The 15,220-nt window shown below is 35.2% G+C and carries 17 protein-coding genes; 16 read left to right on the top strand and 1 reads right to left on the bottom strand.

Going from position 1 to position 15,220, the window contains the following annotated elements; translation table 11 throughout:
• Positions 1-258 precede the first annotated feature (258 nt).
• The 7 genes from ACJ9PY_RS23025 (at position 259) to ACJ9PY_RS22995 (ending at position 6,825) form a co-directional block, all read left to right on the top strand.
• The gene (locus ACJ9PY_RS23025; RefSeq protein WP_411739095.1) at positions 259-1,851 is read left to right on the top strand and encodes a bifunctional metallophosphatase/5'-nucleotidase; all 1,593 of its coding nucleotides are present in this window, start codon (positions 259-261) and stop codon (positions 1,849-1,851) included.
• Between the two features lie 209 nt (positions 1,852-2,060).
• Complete coding sequence (locus tag ACJ9PY_RS23020; protein ID WP_411739094.1) at positions 2,061-2,408, top strand: VOC family protein; 348 nt, start codon at positions 2,061-2,063, stop codon at positions 2,406-2,408.
• 59 nt (positions 2,409-2,467) lie between these two features.
• The gene (locus tag ACJ9PY_RS23015) at positions 2,468-2,884 is read left to right on the top strand and encodes an SRPBCC domain-containing protein (RefSeq protein ID WP_411739093.1); all 417 of its coding nucleotides are present in this window, start codon (positions 2,468-2,470) and stop codon (positions 2,882-2,884) included.
• Between the two features lie 182 nt (positions 2,885-3,066).
• Complete coding sequence (locus ACJ9PY_RS23010) at positions 3,067-3,774, top strand: cytochrome c biogenesis CcdA family protein (RefSeq protein WP_057279194.1); 708 nt, start codon at positions 3,067-3,069, stop codon at positions 3,772-3,774.
• A 247-nt stretch (positions 3,775-4,021) separates the two neighbouring features.
• Positions 4,022-5,161 carry an FtsW/RodA/SpoVE family cell cycle protein gene (locus ACJ9PY_RS23005; protein WP_411739092.1) on the top strand — a complete coding sequence of 380 codons (1,140 nt, stop codon included), beginning with the start codon at positions 4,022-4,024 and terminating at the stop codon, positions 5,159-5,161.
• Between the two features lie 242 nt (positions 5,162-5,403).
• Positions 5,404-5,904: a DinB family protein gene (locus ACJ9PY_RS23000; protein WP_283929433.1), complete on the top strand. Its 501-nt coding sequence runs from the start codon at positions 5,404-5,406 to the stop codon at positions 5,902-5,904.
• Positions 5,905-6,180: 276 nt separating this feature from the next.
• Positions 6,181-6,825, top strand: coding sequence for a YczE/YyaS/YitT family protein (locus tag ACJ9PY_RS22995; RefSeq protein WP_098865731.1), 645 nt, complete (start codon positions 6,181-6,183; stop codon positions 6,823-6,825).
• Positions 6,826-7,368: 543 nt separating this feature from the next.
• On the opposite strand, the gene ACJ9PY_RS22990 is transcribed toward ACJ9PY_RS22995, so the two are convergent.
• Positions 7,369-7,635, bottom strand: coding sequence for a hydrolase (locus ACJ9PY_RS22990; protein WP_375166202.1), 267 nt, complete (start codon positions 7,633-7,635; stop codon positions 7,369-7,371).
• A gap of 432 nt (positions 7,636-8,067) precedes the next feature.
• Here ACJ9PY_RS22990 and ACJ9PY_RS22985 point away from each other — a divergent pair, with 432 nt between their 5' ends.
• The 9 genes from ACJ9PY_RS22985 to ACJ9PY_RS22945 all read left to right on the top strand — a co-directional run bounded on the left by ACJ9PY_RS22985 (position 8,068) and on the right by ACJ9PY_RS22945 (position 15,216).
• Complete coding sequence (locus tag ACJ9PY_RS22985; RefSeq protein ID WP_411739091.1) at positions 8,068-8,235, top strand: hypothetical protein; 168 nt, start codon at positions 8,068-8,070, stop codon at positions 8,233-8,235.
• 45 nt (positions 8,236-8,280) lie between these two features.
• The gene (locus ACJ9PY_RS22980; protein ID WP_411739090.1) at positions 8,281-8,697 is read left to right on the top strand and encodes a DUF421 domain-containing protein; all 417 of its coding nucleotides are present in this window, start codon (positions 8,281-8,283) and stop codon (positions 8,695-8,697) included.
• Between the two features lie 491 nt (positions 8,698-9,188).
• A complete protein-coding gene (locus ACJ9PY_RS22975) occupies positions 9,189-9,803 on the top strand; it encodes an undecaprenyl-diphosphatase (protein ID WP_034310895.1) in 615 nt (204 codons plus the stop codon).
• A 396-nt stretch (positions 9,804-10,199) separates the two neighbouring features.
• Entirely contained in the window at positions 10,200-10,640 is a 441-nt protein-coding gene (locus ACJ9PY_RS22970) for a cell wall hydrolase (RefSeq protein ID WP_411739089.1), read from the top strand.
• 526 nt (positions 10,641-11,166) lie between these two features.
• Positions 11,167-11,442 carry a hypothetical protein gene (locus ACJ9PY_RS22965; RefSeq protein WP_057279071.1) on the top strand — a complete coding sequence of 92 codons (276 nt, stop codon included), beginning with the start codon at positions 11,167-11,169 and terminating at the stop codon, positions 11,440-11,442.
• A gap of 210 nt (positions 11,443-11,652) precedes the next feature.
• Positions 11,653-11,889 carry a hypothetical protein gene (locus ACJ9PY_RS22960; RefSeq protein ID WP_057279070.1) on the top strand — a complete coding sequence of 79 codons (237 nt, stop codon included), beginning with the start codon at positions 11,653-11,655 and terminating at the stop codon, positions 11,887-11,889.
• Between the two features lie 214 nt (positions 11,890-12,103).
• The gene (locus ACJ9PY_RS22955; protein WP_034310912.1) at positions 12,104-12,601 is read left to right on the top strand and encodes an AAA family ATPase; all 498 of its coding nucleotides are present in this window, start codon (positions 12,104-12,106) and stop codon (positions 12,599-12,601) included.
• A 657-nt stretch (positions 12,602-13,258) separates the two neighbouring features.
• The gene (locus tag ACJ9PY_RS22950) at positions 13,259-13,654 is read left to right on the top strand and encodes a DUF1259 domain-containing protein (RefSeq protein WP_411739088.1); all 396 of its coding nucleotides are present in this window, start codon (positions 13,259-13,261) and stop codon (positions 13,652-13,654) included.
• 701 nt (positions 13,655-14,355) lie between these two features.
• A complete protein-coding gene (locus ACJ9PY_RS22945; protein WP_328119571.1) occupies positions 14,356-15,216 on the top strand; it encodes a transporter substrate-binding domain-containing protein in 861 nt (286 codons plus the stop codon).
• Positions 15,217-15,220: the final 4 nt, after the last annotated feature.

The following is a 15,220-nucleotide window of genomic DNA, read 5'->3' as shown; positions in this document are numbered from 1 at the left end:
GAACTGGTCGGCAATTCCTTTATTTATTGGATCAGCTATTTTAGAACAAATAATGGAAGGGAAATGGGAGCCTTTCTAAACAACACAGTTGCTGGTTGTCTAAATGTTTAGCCTTATGAGTTTTTTAAAAAAGATATGCATGTACGGGGTTCATTTAATAATTATTATATAAAACATAACAAAAAATCACGGTCCCTTTATACGGATATAAAACTCTAGAGTTATTCTTAATTTACATCTAGAGGGAGGGATCCGAAGTTGTCAAAATTTCAGGCGGCCATAACTTCTTTGTTCATCTTGGTATTTATCATCATTTTCGTAACTTATAAAATCACAGCATTCTCATCCAATCATTCCTCAACGAATCATTCCACATCCAACCGCTACATTCAACTACAATTATTAGGCGTTAATGATTTTCACGGCCAACTAAACAAATATCAAATGGTTTCAGGAAACATGGCAGGCGGTGCTGAATACTTGGCTGCCTATTTAAAAAAATATAAACAAGAAAACCCAAATACATTACTCGTTCATGCTGGCGATATGGTAGGAGGAAGCCCTCCAATCTCTTCTCAATTTCAAGACGAACCCACGATCGAATTTTTAAACCTCCTGCATTTTGATGTCGGGACACCTGGAAATCATGAATTGGACGAAGGCGTAAATGAAATGAAACGTCTTATTCATGGGGGATTCAATAAAAAAACAGGGTATTTTCAAGGTGCCAATACTGCTTACAGTTCTGCAAATATCATCGACAGAAAGTCGGGCATTCCCTTGTTACCACCGTATGTTATTAAACAAATGGACGGAATTGATATTGGATTCATCGGTGTGGTCACAAAAGAGACCAACATGTATGTGTCCCCTGAAAATCGAAAAGAAGTAGAAATTACGGATGAAGTTTCAGCTATTAACCGAACCGTAAAGCTTTTAAAGGAAAAAGGGATCAAAGTGATTATTGTACTGGCACATAATTCAGCTAAATCAGAAAAGGCAGGAGCAAATTCCACTGGAGCTTTAGTGGAGATGGCTCCAAAAATCGATGATGAGGTCGATGTCATTTTTGCGGGTCACAGCCATGAATATGCCAATACGGTTGCAGCCGGTAAACTGATCGTTCAAGCTTATTCTAATGGGAAAGCCTTTTCTCAAGTAAAGCTTGAAATTGATCCGCATTCTAAAATGATTGTTAAGAAACAAGCAAAGATCATTGCCACTTCACATCATCATATAAAACCGGATGAAGAAACGGTCGCCCTTCTAAATAAATATAGAAAAAGATTGGGGAGCAATTTTAATCAGGTAATAGGGGAAATGCCGGAAGAAATCAGACGAAATCAAGATGCAAACGGTGAATCGCCATTAGCGAAAATGATAGCAGAATCTGAGCGCGAAGCCATGGGGGTAGATATTGCTTTTGTCCATCAAGGCGAAATGCGGAAAAGTTTAAAAAAAGGGAAGATCACTGTAGAAGACCTTTATACAAACGTGCCTATGGGGCATAATGTCAGTAAGTTAATTTTAACGGGTGACCAGATAAAACTTGCTTTAGAGCAGCAGTGGACGAAAGATTATGAAAATAGGTTACAAACGGTTGGCTTAACGTATGATTGGGAAGCCAAAGCTCCAATTGGCAGCCGCGTCGTTGTGCTGAAAGACAAGAAGGGTCAAGAGATTCAGCCAAGCAACGAATATGAAGTAGCGGTTAGTAATTATTTAGCTTCAGGCGGTGATAACTTCACTGCATTTGAACAAGGCAGACTCGTAGAATCCGGTCCGCAAGTTGTCACTGCACTTATACGTCATATCCAACAGAAGTATCCCTCCCATTCATTGAAAGAATGAAGGGGAAACATAACGGGTGCGTTTCTGTATTAAGCAGGAACGCCTTTTCCCTAATGTAAGCAGGTTAGTCCAATTTGCCTTCATCTTAGGGGAAATATAGTAATGAACTAGAGGGGCAGTATAGTTGAAGAAGGAACTTGAAATGTAAATCTCGAATATCTAATGTAATCGGTAGATGAAAATTGGATGACAGACAGGAGTTAGATACGATGATAAAAGGTTTCGGAGGAATATTTTGGAGAACTAAGAATCTTGAATCTGTAAAAAAGTGGTACAGTGAAGTGCTGAAGCTTGAAATAGAAAATTGGAATGGGACTGTGATAAAACCGCAATTAGAAAATGAGACGATCTTTTCTTTCTTTACCGAGAATGACAGTTATTTTCCAACAGAACAACAAGTGATGTTAAATTTCGAAGTACATAATCTAAACGAGACTATTAAGCATCTTGAACATATTGGTGTCCCTCTTGCAAAGAAAAAAGAGATTAGTGAATTTGGAAAGTTCATTTGGATTGAAGATCCTGAAGGTCGACTGATCGAGCTCTGGGAGAAATAACGAGTTGTCATTCACTTGAAAGGAGTTCTACTAGATGACCGAACAGCTAATTGTAAGGGATGAGATACTTCATTGAAGCAAATTCTCAGAAAGTCTGGGAAGTGCTTACTAAACCCAAGTACGTTGCAGAATGGGATGAACTAGCAGAAAATTATCCTAATGAAGATATGACCGAGGGAAGTAAGGTGATTTGGGAGCTTCCTAATGGTGGGCAGTCAATCACTAAAATCATTAGAGCAGTTGTACAGAAAGAATTAAAAATCGCTTTGAACGTTTCAAATTGGGAAGTAAAGCCGAATGAAGGTGATGTCGCATATAATTATCAATTAAAAGAAAAAGGCGATAGTACTCTGCTAAAAATCGAGATTGGTGATTTCTCCCTGATTAAAGACGGAAAAATGTATTATGATGCATCTGTGGAATTTGCCTCTGATTCTAAACAAATAATTAAGAAGTTATCCGAAAATCTTGGCTGAATATTTATTATAATGATTGAGACACACCTGGATTTCCTTCATGAACACACGGGTGCTTTAATTCATAAGGAGTTGCTTCGGCAGCTCTTTTTCTTATGGAGCTAAAGGCAGAATAGTTCAACAAGGGTATGTGTATATATGGTAAAGTTATACAAGGAAAGCGGAAATTGGAGGAAATGAGATTGGGAGACTTAAATATTCTTTTATCTTTTGGTGCAGGGATACTATCTTTTATATCTCCTTGCTGTTTACCCTTATACCCGGCGTTTTTATCTTATATTACAGGATTATCGATAAGTGAATTAAAAGAAGATAATAAAAAATTAAACCGCAAACCAATGCTTCATACCTTATTTTTTTTGATCGGTTTTTCTATTATCTTTGTAATATTAGGGTTATCCACTTCTGTTATTTACGATCTATTTTATGAATATATTGATTTAATTAGACAAGTAGGGGCAATTTTGATAATTATTTTTGGTTTAATGATTGTTGGGGTTTTTCAACCTAAATTCTTGATGATGGACAGAAAAATAAATTTTAAAAATCGCCCATCTGGTTATATAGGTTCTATTTTAATTGGGATAGGATATGCTGCTGGTTGGACTCCTTGCATTGGTCCCATATTAGGTGCCATCGTAACCCTTGGTTTATCGACTGGACAAGGTTTATTATACATGATTGCTTATATTCTTGGGTTTTCCATACCTTTCTTAACAATGTCATTTTTTATAGGGAAATCAGGATGGATAAAAAAATATAACCACAAAATAACTCAATTTGGTGGCTATATAACAATTATTATGGGGATTGTCTTATTTTTTGATTGGATGACCAAGATTACAACTTTTTTAACAAATAATGTATTTGGTGGCTTTACGGGTTTCTAATGCTTATAGAACTAATGGGTGCTTTACTTCAATAAGGTGGGGTGCTAATGAATTACTTGTATACTTTTAATTACTTTTCGTGAAATAATATGTAAATGTGGAAATGATACTGAAAAAAATCGTATAACAAAAAAAGATAACATTTTAAGCCTTTTTTTATTGGTTATCCTCCATGCTTTTAGTTAAAAAAATTACATTTTCAGTAAAATTAAGTTGAGTTATAAGATAATGTTTACAAGGGGAAAAAATGAAAAATTCAAAGTTGGATTACAACCTGATTACACTTTTACTTTTACTATTTATAACAAGTTGTATAGCTATATTAAATGCTCAAGATTTTGGTCAATATGAAGGGAATTTTTTATTTAGACAAATAACCTGGTATATCGTGGGGATCGGGATAATTGCAGGAATTATGTATTTAGATTCTGAACAGATCTTTCGCTTGAATTGGTTTATATACTCATTTAGCATCATTCTATTAATCGCCTTAATTTTGGCACCTGAATCAATAGCTCGTGAAATAAATGGAGCCAAAAGCTGGTTTCAACTTCCGGGAATCGGATCACTGCAACCAGCTGAATTCACAAAAATATCTTTAATAATTTGTTTAAGTTTCTTAGTGCAAAAACATCATGAGAAATATCTAAATAAATCTTTAAAAACAGATTTGTTACTGTTAATTAAGATGGGAGCTGCTACAGCTCTTCCTATACTTTTAATTATGCTACAACCAGATTTAGGTACGTCTTTAGTATTAATATGTATTTTTACAGGGATTTTTATTATTTCGGGAATATCATGGAAAATTATCAGTGTTATTTTTATTATCATTTCCTTAATTTCTGGCATTCTTATATACTTAGTCTTTTTTAACCCTGAAATGCTTCAATCAATGGGTTTCGCAACCTATCAATTAGGAAGAATTTATGCTTGGATCGATCCAGAATCTTATGCATCAGGTGAAGGCTATAATCTGACCAAAGCATTATTAGCCATTGGTTCAGGAGGGGTATATGGTTATCTGGAAAAGGGTATATATGTTCCAGAAGCACATACGGATTTTATATTTAGCGTTATTTCTTCTAAATATGGTTTCTTTGGAGCTAGTATTTTAGTAACAATTTATTTTCTCCTTATTTCGAGTATAGTGAAGTTGGCTCTAGACGTAAAAAATAGTTTTGAATCTTACATATGCACCGGTGTTACTTCCATGATTTTTTTCCATGTTTTTGAGAATATCGGGATGAATATAGGCCTAGTACCCATAACAGGAATACCATTACCTTTTATAAGTTATGGAGGAAGCTCATTAATTGGTAATATGTTAGCGATGGGGTTAGTCTTTTCAATAAGCTATCGAAAAAAAACCTTTATGTTTGATTAAGATGGCTAAGTATTCCAGGATTAATTCTAGGTGTGTATTTATTAAGAAAGCTATTTATTAGACGGTAAAACCGTCTTTTTTTTATGATCTCAGTCTTTGTCAACTCAATAAAGTCTATGCAATTAATGGGTCAGGTTAGTTGAAGTAGGTATTTTATAATTGAAAATTGAATAATTAGTTACATATACAAAAAATATAAAAGTTTTAGACTTTGAGTTAAATAATATAATGGAGGAATTAAATTGAGCGAACTTAAACTAATTAATACTTACAAAAACGAGCTTCAAAATTACTCTTTGGAACAGCTAAGATATAAATCTGAAGAAACGGTTTGGTCTATTGGGCAAATGTATGACCATTTAATCCTTGTTGCCCATGAGTATCTAGATAATATGGATACATGTTTCACCTTAAATGATGAACAACCCCTTGGGAAAACGGAGTTTGGTAAGCATTTATATAAGATTGGAGGGTTTCCGCCAATTAAAATTAAATTACCGGATGAACTAAATACTCCACCTAATAATTCAGATAGCAAGGATGATCTTATCAGCAGAATGGATCAAGTAATTCTAAGGTTAAGCCAATGGTCATCGAAAGTCGATAATATAAACCCAAATTATAAAGTCGAGCATGGAGGGTTCGGATGGCTGAATGCAAGGGAATGGTATGATTTGGTTGGTATGCATTTTCGTCATCACTTGCGCCAAAAAGATGAGTTAGAACAAAGGCTTGTTAAGTGACGGGTGATTAAGGATAGGATTGTTTTGGCGAGCCTGTTTTCTTATTCAAATAACGGGTGCGTTAGCTCAAAATCGGAACTGTCTTTAAGACAGCTTTTTTTATGCAACTAACGGGGCAGGTTAGTTGCATAAGAAATAACCTACCATCCTTAGGTACGTCTTTATGTGCTTCACTGTTAATCATTTGGTAACAACTTTTGATTTGGATAGATCATCTTGTTCATTTAACCTGCTTCATCTATAGTAGATGGATATAAAAGGTGTAGAGGTGAAGAGATGTCATTGCGGCTATTACGGTATTTTATTTTTTTTCTTGGATTAACTTTTTTTGGATTAGGGAATGCGATTGCGGTGAATGTTCAATCCTTGGGGCTCCATCCTTGGGAGGTTTTAAACGTCGCCCTGTTCGAGAGGTTCGGTTTCACAATTGGAACGTGGAGTGTCATGTGTGGTTTAGTACTTGTGTTGATCGTCTTTGTCGTGGATAGGAAGTATATTAATATTGGTACCTTTCTAAATGCCTTGTCAATTGGCCCGATCATGGATTTCTTTTTGCATCTCAACATTCTTCCTCATGAAACGGAGCATTGGTGGTTGAATATACTCATATTGTTGACGGGTATCATCATAACCGGCATTGGCGGAGGAATTTATGTAGCTGCGGGAATTGGGGCAGGTCCCAGGGATGGTTTCATGCTTTCCGTTTCGGAAAAAACCGGGTTATCGGTCAGTTGGGCAAGAATCGTAGTCGAGAGCATCATCTTGATTATCGGTTTCATCCTTGGAGGTCCAGTGTTTATTATGACGTTTGCATATACCTTTATTCAAAGCCCGGTCTTTCAGTTTTCCATGAAGCTGATGCGTTCCTTTATCGTTAGTTTGGAGAAGAAGCGTAAGGGACAATTTGAGGTTCCGTTATAATGGGAAGGAGTATGTCCTTTATTCTCAGAGCTGTCTTTAAGGCAGCTTTTTCTTATGCAATTAAAGGGGCAGGTTAGTTTAAAAAGAGGTAATATAGTAATTCATTAGCAAGCTAAGTTGAAAGGATACGGAAGTGATTTATTTGATAGCTTTAAGGATTATTATTAACATTTTAGTAACAGCTTTATTGCTTTACATAACCGTTATTTTGTTGCCTGATTCATTGAACATAAATGAAACGGTTTCAAAATGTATTTTTATTATAATGTTATTTACGCTATTAACGATATCTAAAGAAAAAGGGTGGATTAAGCTCATTTCAATGTTTCTTGGTTTGGCAGTATTCATGTTATTCATTATTTTATTTGTACCATAAATATGAGCTCTCTTTTTCCATTTTCTTCTTCAATTAACGGGTGCTTGAGTTTAACAATTGGGTTGCTACGTAACTTTCTTATGGAACTATCGGGGCAGGTTAGTTGAATACGGTGTCTTTAATAAAAGAAGATCCTTCAAAAAATGAAGGATCTCCCCTAAATGTTATTACTCGATGCGAAGAGCTTGGATGTCTCGGCAGTCAACAAAAATGACAGTACCAGGTTCGTTCTCTTCGTCTCTGAATCGGGCACAACAAGTATTGTTGTCAAAGGCACGGAAGATAACATCTTCAAGAACTGTGCCTCCAGATAAAAACACGTCTACTTCTGTACCAGGACGCAAACGACGTAAAGTATTACATACACATCCATTGCATCTGTTTCTACGAGATGAACTGGATTCACGACTCGATGAATTTCGACTTGACATCATTACATCCCCCTTTCATTAGCTTGTCTTACTTTAATAACATATGAACGGGAAAGCATTCAGGGGTGGACAAAGTGATTGATTGTTTGGCACAATTTTGAGTTAATTAGGCTTTTTTTTGCTTCTTTGGCTATGAGGGACAGATATGATACGCTACCATGAAAATTAAACAATGAGGAAAAAGACCATATTAAATAAAAAGCAAGCTTCAATTTTTTACATTAGCTTAAGATCGGAACTGTCTTTAAGGCAATTTTTTCTTTATGCGACTATCGGGGCAGGTTAGTTTAAGTAGAAACTAGGTTATTCGCCCTTATTTTTACTCTAAAAAACACCTATACGTAAATTTTTTGTTATTATCTAGTTTTTTAAAGCTATCTATATATTAGGTATGCATTTAACAAATAATATCAAAAAAATAAAGGAATGAGAGAAATGTTGGATTTTTTGGACGATCTACCTAACTTACCTTATATATTTAAGGCATTGTTAATTTTTTTGGCTGCAATTATGCTTTTGCGTATCGCAGGAAAGAGATCTCTTGCAGAAACAACAGCTTCGGAAGCAGTGTTGAGGATTTCGATTGGTGCTGTACTAATCTAACCTTTAGCATTAAAAAATGAATGGGAAGCAATATATGCTGGAACTTTGCTTATTATAGGAATTGTAATATTAGCGAAAATACAAATATGGATACCAAAATCCAGAAAGTTTATTAATGGAGTACCATCAGTACTAATTAATGATGGACAGATAAAATTAGAAGAGCTAAAAAAAGCCAGACTAACGACAGATGAGCTACAAGGTTCACTTCGCCTAAAAAACATAGGCAATGTCGAAGATGTAGAATTGGCGATATTAGAGTCCAATGGTAAAATATCGACTACCCTAAAGCCAAACAAAGCACCTGCAACCAAAGAAGATATTCAAAAAATTATGGATATTTTAGCTCAAAATGGAGTTCGCTCCCAATCACAAAATCAGTCTCAAGAAAAAACACCGCCATTATTTCAAGAAGCATATGATGAGGGAGACATAGTGGACTATAAACCTCCGATACATTAAATGAAAATTTTTTAAGATCATTCAAAATGCATAAGCATTCCTCTTCAGCTAACGGGTCCATTCGTTCTATAAATGGCTGCCAATTGGCGGCTTTTTTTACAAAACAAAAAAGGAGCTATATAGCTCCTGGTAATTTCAGCCCTTGTTATAAATATCAAAAGGACGATGTCAACTTCCGTCATAATAAACATAGGCACAAATTGATCCCATTTCTCTTGCCAATCCGTTTGCTTCATTTCAAATTCAGTTACCCATCTGTTCGCCGCACTCAACATGAGCCCATATTCTAAATATTGCTATCAAGATAGTTTAAGGTGTTAGTGAGATAGTTTAATATAAATAGAGGATTAAAACCACAACTCGTAAAATAAGTTGATGATGGACTTTCTGTCTTAAAGATGTAAAATATAGGTTTTATTGAAGTTCATCTTATTTACAAAATGGAGCATAATGAAGGTTTAAGTGATAATACAATCAGGAGGAATTTTTCAATGGCTCTGTCCGAAATGAATAGTAATTTGTTTAGAATGATTAATAATCTAGGTAAACAATACACGGATTTAAATCCTTTCTTTGTATTCATCGCTGAGTACATGATTTTTTTCTTAGTATTGGCAGTCCTGATGTTTTTGTTTTCTCGAAGTAATAAAAATAGAATCATGGTAATCTGTGCATTTATTGCATTAGTTATCTCAGAAATATTGGCGAAAATAGCAGGGCAATTCCACTCGAATTACCAACCTTTTGCTGAGTTGCCCAACGTTAATAAGTTAGTTGAAAAAGCAGTCAATAATTCATTTCCAAGCGACCATACGATCATATTTTTTTCATTTTGCATAACCTTCTGGTTGTTCAAAAGGGGTTGGGGATTTTTATGGGGAATTTTGGCCGTTCTTGTAGGCATTTCGCGAATTTGGGTAGGTGTCCATTATCCAGCAGATGTTCTTGTCGGAGCCATCATTAGTATCGTTTCAGCGATGATCGTTTACAAAATTGTTCTTAAGTTAAGTCTGACCAAGAAATTTTTGAGAAATCAAGGGGTGGGCGAACAATCCATTCTATCTGCCCTATCCAAACAAAAGAAAGGTCAGTCAAAGGACTATTAAAAAAGGGTTAAATAATATACAAATTAGCGGACCGTATCGGTCATTGCTTCACTTGCATTTGTTGTTTTAAGTCTTGTTTCAAGAACCGAACGGAGCAGGACAAAAAATATGTATTTATCAAAAGCTGATTTACTTCTTGAAATGTAATAATGATTAAACAGTAAGTTTTAAACAACGGTTTTTCAAATAAAAGGTCGAAAGTATAACAAAAGGTTGCTAAGGCAGCCTTTTTCTTATGGCACAAAAGGGGCAGATTAGTTGAATTAAGGGAAAAAAAGAATGCAATAGTTTTCATTTTACCTAAAAGCTGTAAGTCATTATAACTAAGCATTTAAATTACATAAATAATGACATGACTGTAGGCTATTTTTCATACAATATTTTTGAGGTGGAAAAATGACAAGAGCAAAATACACAAGTTCAGACGTTGACTTAATGGCAAGGATGATGAGAGCAGAAGCCGAAGGTGAAGGGCAACAAGGAATGTTATATGTTGGAAATGTAATTGTGAATCGTCTTGTAGCTAATTGTTTAGACTTTAAAGGTTTAAGAACAATTCCACAAGTCATTTATCAAGTACAAGGAGGAAATTATTCTTTTGAAGCTGTTCAAAAAGGGAATGTATTTTATCAAAGAGCGAGAGGTATTGAAAGAAGATTAGCAGAACAGAATTTGAAGCACTGGAGACAGCATCCGGCTAGATATGCTCTTTGGTATTTTAATCCATATGCTCCATGCCCTCCAACATGGTATGATCAACCACATACTGGTCAATTTAAAGACCATTGTTTTTATGAACCAAAGCCTGGAACATGTGATAGTGTTTATAGAGGTTAAGCTTACTCTTTGAGTAAGCTTTTTTACATATATAAAATATTTATACAAAATAAAACTTTTAGTAATAGTGTTATCTAAAAAAGTAAGATTGTGAATTATTGTACCTAAGCTAATGGGTGCGTTAGCTGAAGATCGGAGCTGTCTTTAAGGCAGCTTTTTCTTTATGGAACTAACGGGGCAGGTTAGATTAGGTACATTTCTTCGCAAAAAAGGCTGCCAATTGGCGGCCTTTTGAAAATACGGTTCTTAGCATTATCATACATTCGCATTAAAATGAAAACTACCCAGTTTGTGTCCACCGTTTATTCGTACTGTGACACAATCGTTATGTATTTCTCGGGTTTATGTCTACCCTCAAACGGCATCGCTTCTGGAATAATTTCTTTAATGTAGCAAATTCTATTCATAACGTGTTGTTGGGGCCCCTTAGCAACAATTCTGGTGACCCGTGACAATTGGAATACTTGGCGTGTTTTAAATCCTAAAAAATCAGACCATACTATCTATAAGAGGTGAATTTACTTAAATGAATTTCCCTGAAATACATACAAACTTTTGGGACGCCGTGATAGCAATACCTGTTATAATGCTCCTAACTCAAATAATTAAAGTTTACTTTAATGTTTCAAAAAAAATTGTACCTTCCATAGCACTGGCACTTGGCCTGATGATTTCCATTTTCATTAGTCATAGGCACAGCTTAGTAGCAGGTATCTTTATGGGTTGGTTTTATGGTTATGCTGCGATTGGAAATTATGCTGCACTAAAAACGACCATAATAGCTTATAGAAATAAAGAATAAGACTACTTTCCCACAATAAGCTGTTTGAATAAAATGTCTTAAACTTAAATAAATGTCCATTTTCAGGCCATCCTTTTAAAGGATGGTTTTTAGCTTCGAAAATTGTTGCACAATTTATGCCAACTCCGCGAAAGGTTTTATAGAACTATCAGGGTAAGACAATTAGAATGGTAAATATGGTAAAACAATGTAATGGGTGGGGTGACGATATTGAAAAAGTATCTTGTGTTTTTAATTAGTTTCGTAATGATATATATGGTATTTCAAATAGGATCAGGTTTGATTCTTACTGCTTCTTATACTCCCGATTTTTCTTCGATAGAGAGTAATTTAAGTCAAGAAGTAGTGTTTGGTAAGACTTCAATTCCATTACTGGTAACATTGCTAACTGCTACATTAGCTTATTTTCTTTCTCAAAAGAAATTAGAATCTCAAAAAATTAAATAAATAACGTGTACGTTAGCTTAAGATTGGAGCTGTCTTTAAGGCAGCTTTTTCTTTATGGCACTAAAGGGGCTTTTTAGATAAACAAAGGTTTGGATTTTTATGGTAGTATTTTTAAGGAGGGGGAAGATTTTAATGAATAATCTAAACCAAAAATTTCTCTTATTTTTCAAGGTGGGACAACAACCACTAAAATAAGCCCGGGGGGTTAAAAAATATGAAACAATTGGGGACGCTATACTTTTTCTGTGGAAAAATGGGCGCAGGAAAATCAACTAAATCAAAACAATTGGCAATAGATAAACATGCGGTACTGTTGTCTGAGGATGAATGGCTTTCATCTCTTTATCCCGATCAGATCGCATCATTTGAGGACTATCTAAAATTCTCAGCGCAGCTCAAGCCGTTGGTGAAAAAGCATGTCCAAAACATATTAAGTGTCGGTACAGATGTAGTGATGGATTTTCCAGCTAACACTCAAAAACTGCGAAAGTGGTTTTTGGATATGGCGTCAGAGGCCAATGCAAACCATCAACTAATTTTCCTTAATCTAAATAACGAGCAATGCTTACGTCAAATTGCACAAAGGCGTAACGAACAACCCGAAAGAGCAGCTTTTGACACGGAAGCGGTGTTTATTCATGTTAATAAATTTTTTGAAGCACCAGAAGCATCCGAAGGTTTAAATATTTTAGAGTTTAGTGGAAAAGAATAACAAGGAGTTCAACACAGCGTTAAATGAGATGATTCGTGTGTAAAGAGTACCTTCTGTTCTTGGAGGTACTCTTTATGATATAAAATGAAATGTGAGTAAGTAAAGTTTTAATATATATATTAAAATCGATGTAACTTTGTGAAGTGGTACACTTCTCGTTACCCCGTTTAAAGTTACCCGTAATTTTAGCTAACAATAACTGTAGTTCTGTTATATTATTTTCAACTTCATTGCTTCTTTCTATTAGAGCCTCCCTATCCTTTAAAAATTTAATTTGTTTACCTTTGTGATAGATTACTACTGTTCTATTTTTCGTTATTCGATAAGTAAATGGTTCTTCACTTAATCTGTTTCGCTTGTCTACATCGCTCACTGCACCGTCTCCCTACTTATTTTAGTTCAAAGATTATATTCAAAAAAGGCAGTTGATTCTCCTGTTTTCTTTAAATATTTTTATTCACAGTCTGTGTCCAATCTGCGGTAAGTCTTATAGAACTAACGGGTGTTCGTTAATTAGTGAGCTGTGATGATCGGCCCTTTTCTTACAGGATAGTTTGAATAAGATATGAGTATTCAGCATAATTCTTATTTCAAAATAGATATATATCCGTTTCGGATTTATTCATTAATTCATATCCTATTAAGACTAGGGAGGAGATGAATAGATTGGCATCTAATGATGAATTGATTTGTCAAAAGTTTGCTAAGATTATCGGCGGCCAAGAAGGATTTGCGGGTGGCAAATGTGTGGCAACCATAAATCGAAATGAACTCAAAGTGAAAATTTTAGGGAAACGTTTTGGAGTAACTTCTTCTTTCTCATTTGAATCCAGAGATAATCATACTGGACGGGCATTGTGCCTAGGCAGGGTAGCACTCTTGCAAAAAGAAGTCGAGAATTTTGTTGCTTCCATTCTTAAACAAGGAATAATAGTTTCATCCATACACAATGAGTGGCTTTTCGATAAACCGAATTTGGTTTACGTTAATATCGAAGCTGTTGATGATCCATTAGTTTTTGCAAGGAAAGTCAGCAAAGCGTTAAGGAAATAACGGATTTCCCACCAATGATAAAACGGAGCTGTCATAAAAGCAGCTATAAACTGATCACGGTAAAAAACGAGTTTTGTTGAACGAATGGTGCGTTAGCTGCAGGCTGGAGCTGTCTTTAGGCAGCTTTTTCTTATGAAAGCATCGGGCAGATTAGTAGAAGGTATTTAATGATCAGCTAAAGAATAGTATTCGGTAAAGGTTAATTTTAATGATTAAACAAACTTAATATCAGGAGGGAAAAATGGTTGATAATAGTTATGAGAAACAACATTTGAAAAAACTCAGGATTTTTATTTATATCACGATAGCATTAATATTTTTAATGATATTTCTATTTATTAGCATTTTTCTTTTGTTTTTTTCTATGTCAGGCATTTTAGACTTTGTGTATTTTACACCCCAAATAGCCATTTTCTCATTCTTGATTTCTATTGTATTTTCTGTTTTAGCTATAAAAAATCACTTTGGTAAGATATTGTTAGCATTAAATATATTTCTCATGCTATTTATGATTTTTTATGGTCCATAACTAGATACCATTAAATGAGGACTGCACATTTTAGATATGACTAATATGCGTAGTCCTTTTTCTATTAATTGTGGAAAAATGTTTGTTTTTTGAAGGTGATTCTCTTATTTTGTTGTATTTTTACTAATTGATGGATTAATTAAAAATACAGCAAAAAACGGAGGGAAATCACATGTTTAACAATTGGAAAAAAACACTGATGGCTGGAGTGATCAGCTTATCCTTGCTAGGTACTGGGTATGTCAGTCATGACCTGATCTCCTCGCAAAACGTCTCGGCTGAACCGGCAGCTAATAATGCACCAGGGCATTTGAAAAAAGCGGAGTCTTCCCAGCTTGATGAAATTATCAAACGTGGATACATCCGGGTAGGAATGACGGGGGACTACAAACCATTTACCTATTTGAACCCGGAAACGAATGAGTATGAAGGCTTTGACGCGGACGCTGCCAAAGAGCTTGGCAAAGATCTTGGTGTAGAGGTGAAATTTGTCGCTACCACATGGCCTACGATGATGAAAGACCTGCAAGCGGACAAATTTGATATCGCTGTGGGCGGTGTGACCCGCAACACTGCCAGACAAAAAAGCGCTTATGTATCCCAAGGTTACCTTTCATTTGGTAAGGTGCCTTTGATTCGCAAGGAAGATAAAGACAAGTATCTGACCATTGAAGATATCAACAAGCCTTCTGTGCGCATTGGCGTAAATCCAGGCGGAACAAACGAAGAATTTGTCCGTCAGTATCTAAGCGATGCTAACATAACGGTTGTAGAAAACAACCTTGATATCCCACATCTTGTAGCAGAAGGTACGTATGATGTTATGATCACTGACACAGTAGAAGCAATGCTATATGCAAAAGCTGATTCAAGATTGCATGCGACTCAAACCGACAAGCCTTTCACAAACAGTGAAAAAGGTTATATGATCCCAAGAGGTGATTTCATTTATGCAAGCTACTTGGAAATGTGGATGGATGAAATGAAGCTCCAGGGTAAATTTGATGCCCTCTACAAAAAGTGGGTGGAATAGAATA

The sequence above is a fragment of the Peribacillus sp. S4 genome (assembly GCF_046715815.1).
GTDB lineage: Bacteria > Bacillota > Bacilli > Bacillales > DSM-1321 > Peribacillus > Peribacillus frigoritolerans.
This window is presented reverse-complemented; position numbering and strand designations above follow the sequence as displayed.

Excerpts from the sequence above, each read along its gene's own strand:
- ACJ9PY_RS23020 (WP_411739094.1), top strand. The coding sequence starts at position 2,061 with ATGATAAAAGGTTTCGGAGGAATATTTTGGAGAACTAAGAATCTTGAA.
- ACJ9PY_RS23015 (WP_411739093.1), top strand. The coding sequence starts at position 2,468 with ATGAGATACTTCATTGAAGCAAATTCTCAGAAAGTCTGGGAAGTGCTT.
- ACJ9PY_RS23005 (WP_411739092.1), top strand. The coding sequence starts at position 4,022 with ATGAAAAATTCAAAGTTGGATTACAACCTGATTACACTTTTACTTTTA.
- ACJ9PY_RS22995 (WP_098865731.1), top strand. The coding sequence starts at position 6,181 with ATGTCATTGCGGCTATTACGGTATTTTATTTTTTTTCTTGGATTAACT.
- ACJ9PY_RS22990 (WP_375166202.1), bottom strand. The coding sequence starts at position 7,635 with ATGATGTCAAGTCGAAATTCATCGAGTCGTGAATCCAGTTCATCTCGT.
- ACJ9PY_RS22985 (WP_411739091.1), top strand. The coding sequence starts at position 8,068 with ATGTTGGATTTTTTGGACGATCTACCTAACTTACCTTATATATTTAAG.
- ACJ9PY_RS22975 (WP_034310895.1), top strand. The coding sequence starts at position 9,189 with ATGGCTCTGTCCGAAATGAATAGTAATTTGTTTAGAATGATTAATAAT.
- ACJ9PY_RS22970 (WP_411739089.1), top strand. The coding sequence starts at position 10,200 with ATGACAAGAGCAAAATACACAAGTTCAGACGTTGACTTAATGGCAAGG.
- ACJ9PY_RS22965 (WP_057279071.1), top strand. The coding sequence starts at position 11,167 with ATGAATTTCCCTGAAATACATACAAACTTTTGGGACGCCGTGATAGCA.
- ACJ9PY_RS22955 (WP_034310912.1), top strand. The coding sequence starts at position 12,104 with ATGAAACAATTGGGGACGCTATACTTTTTCTGTGGAAAAATGGGCGCA.
- ACJ9PY_RS22950 (WP_411739088.1), top strand. The coding sequence starts at position 13,259 with ATGAATAGATTGGCATCTAATGATGAATTGATTTGTCAAAAGTTTGCT.
- ACJ9PY_RS22945 (WP_328119571.1), top strand. The coding sequence starts at position 14,356 with ATGTTTAACAATTGGAAAAAAACACTGATGGCTGGAGTGATCAGCTTA.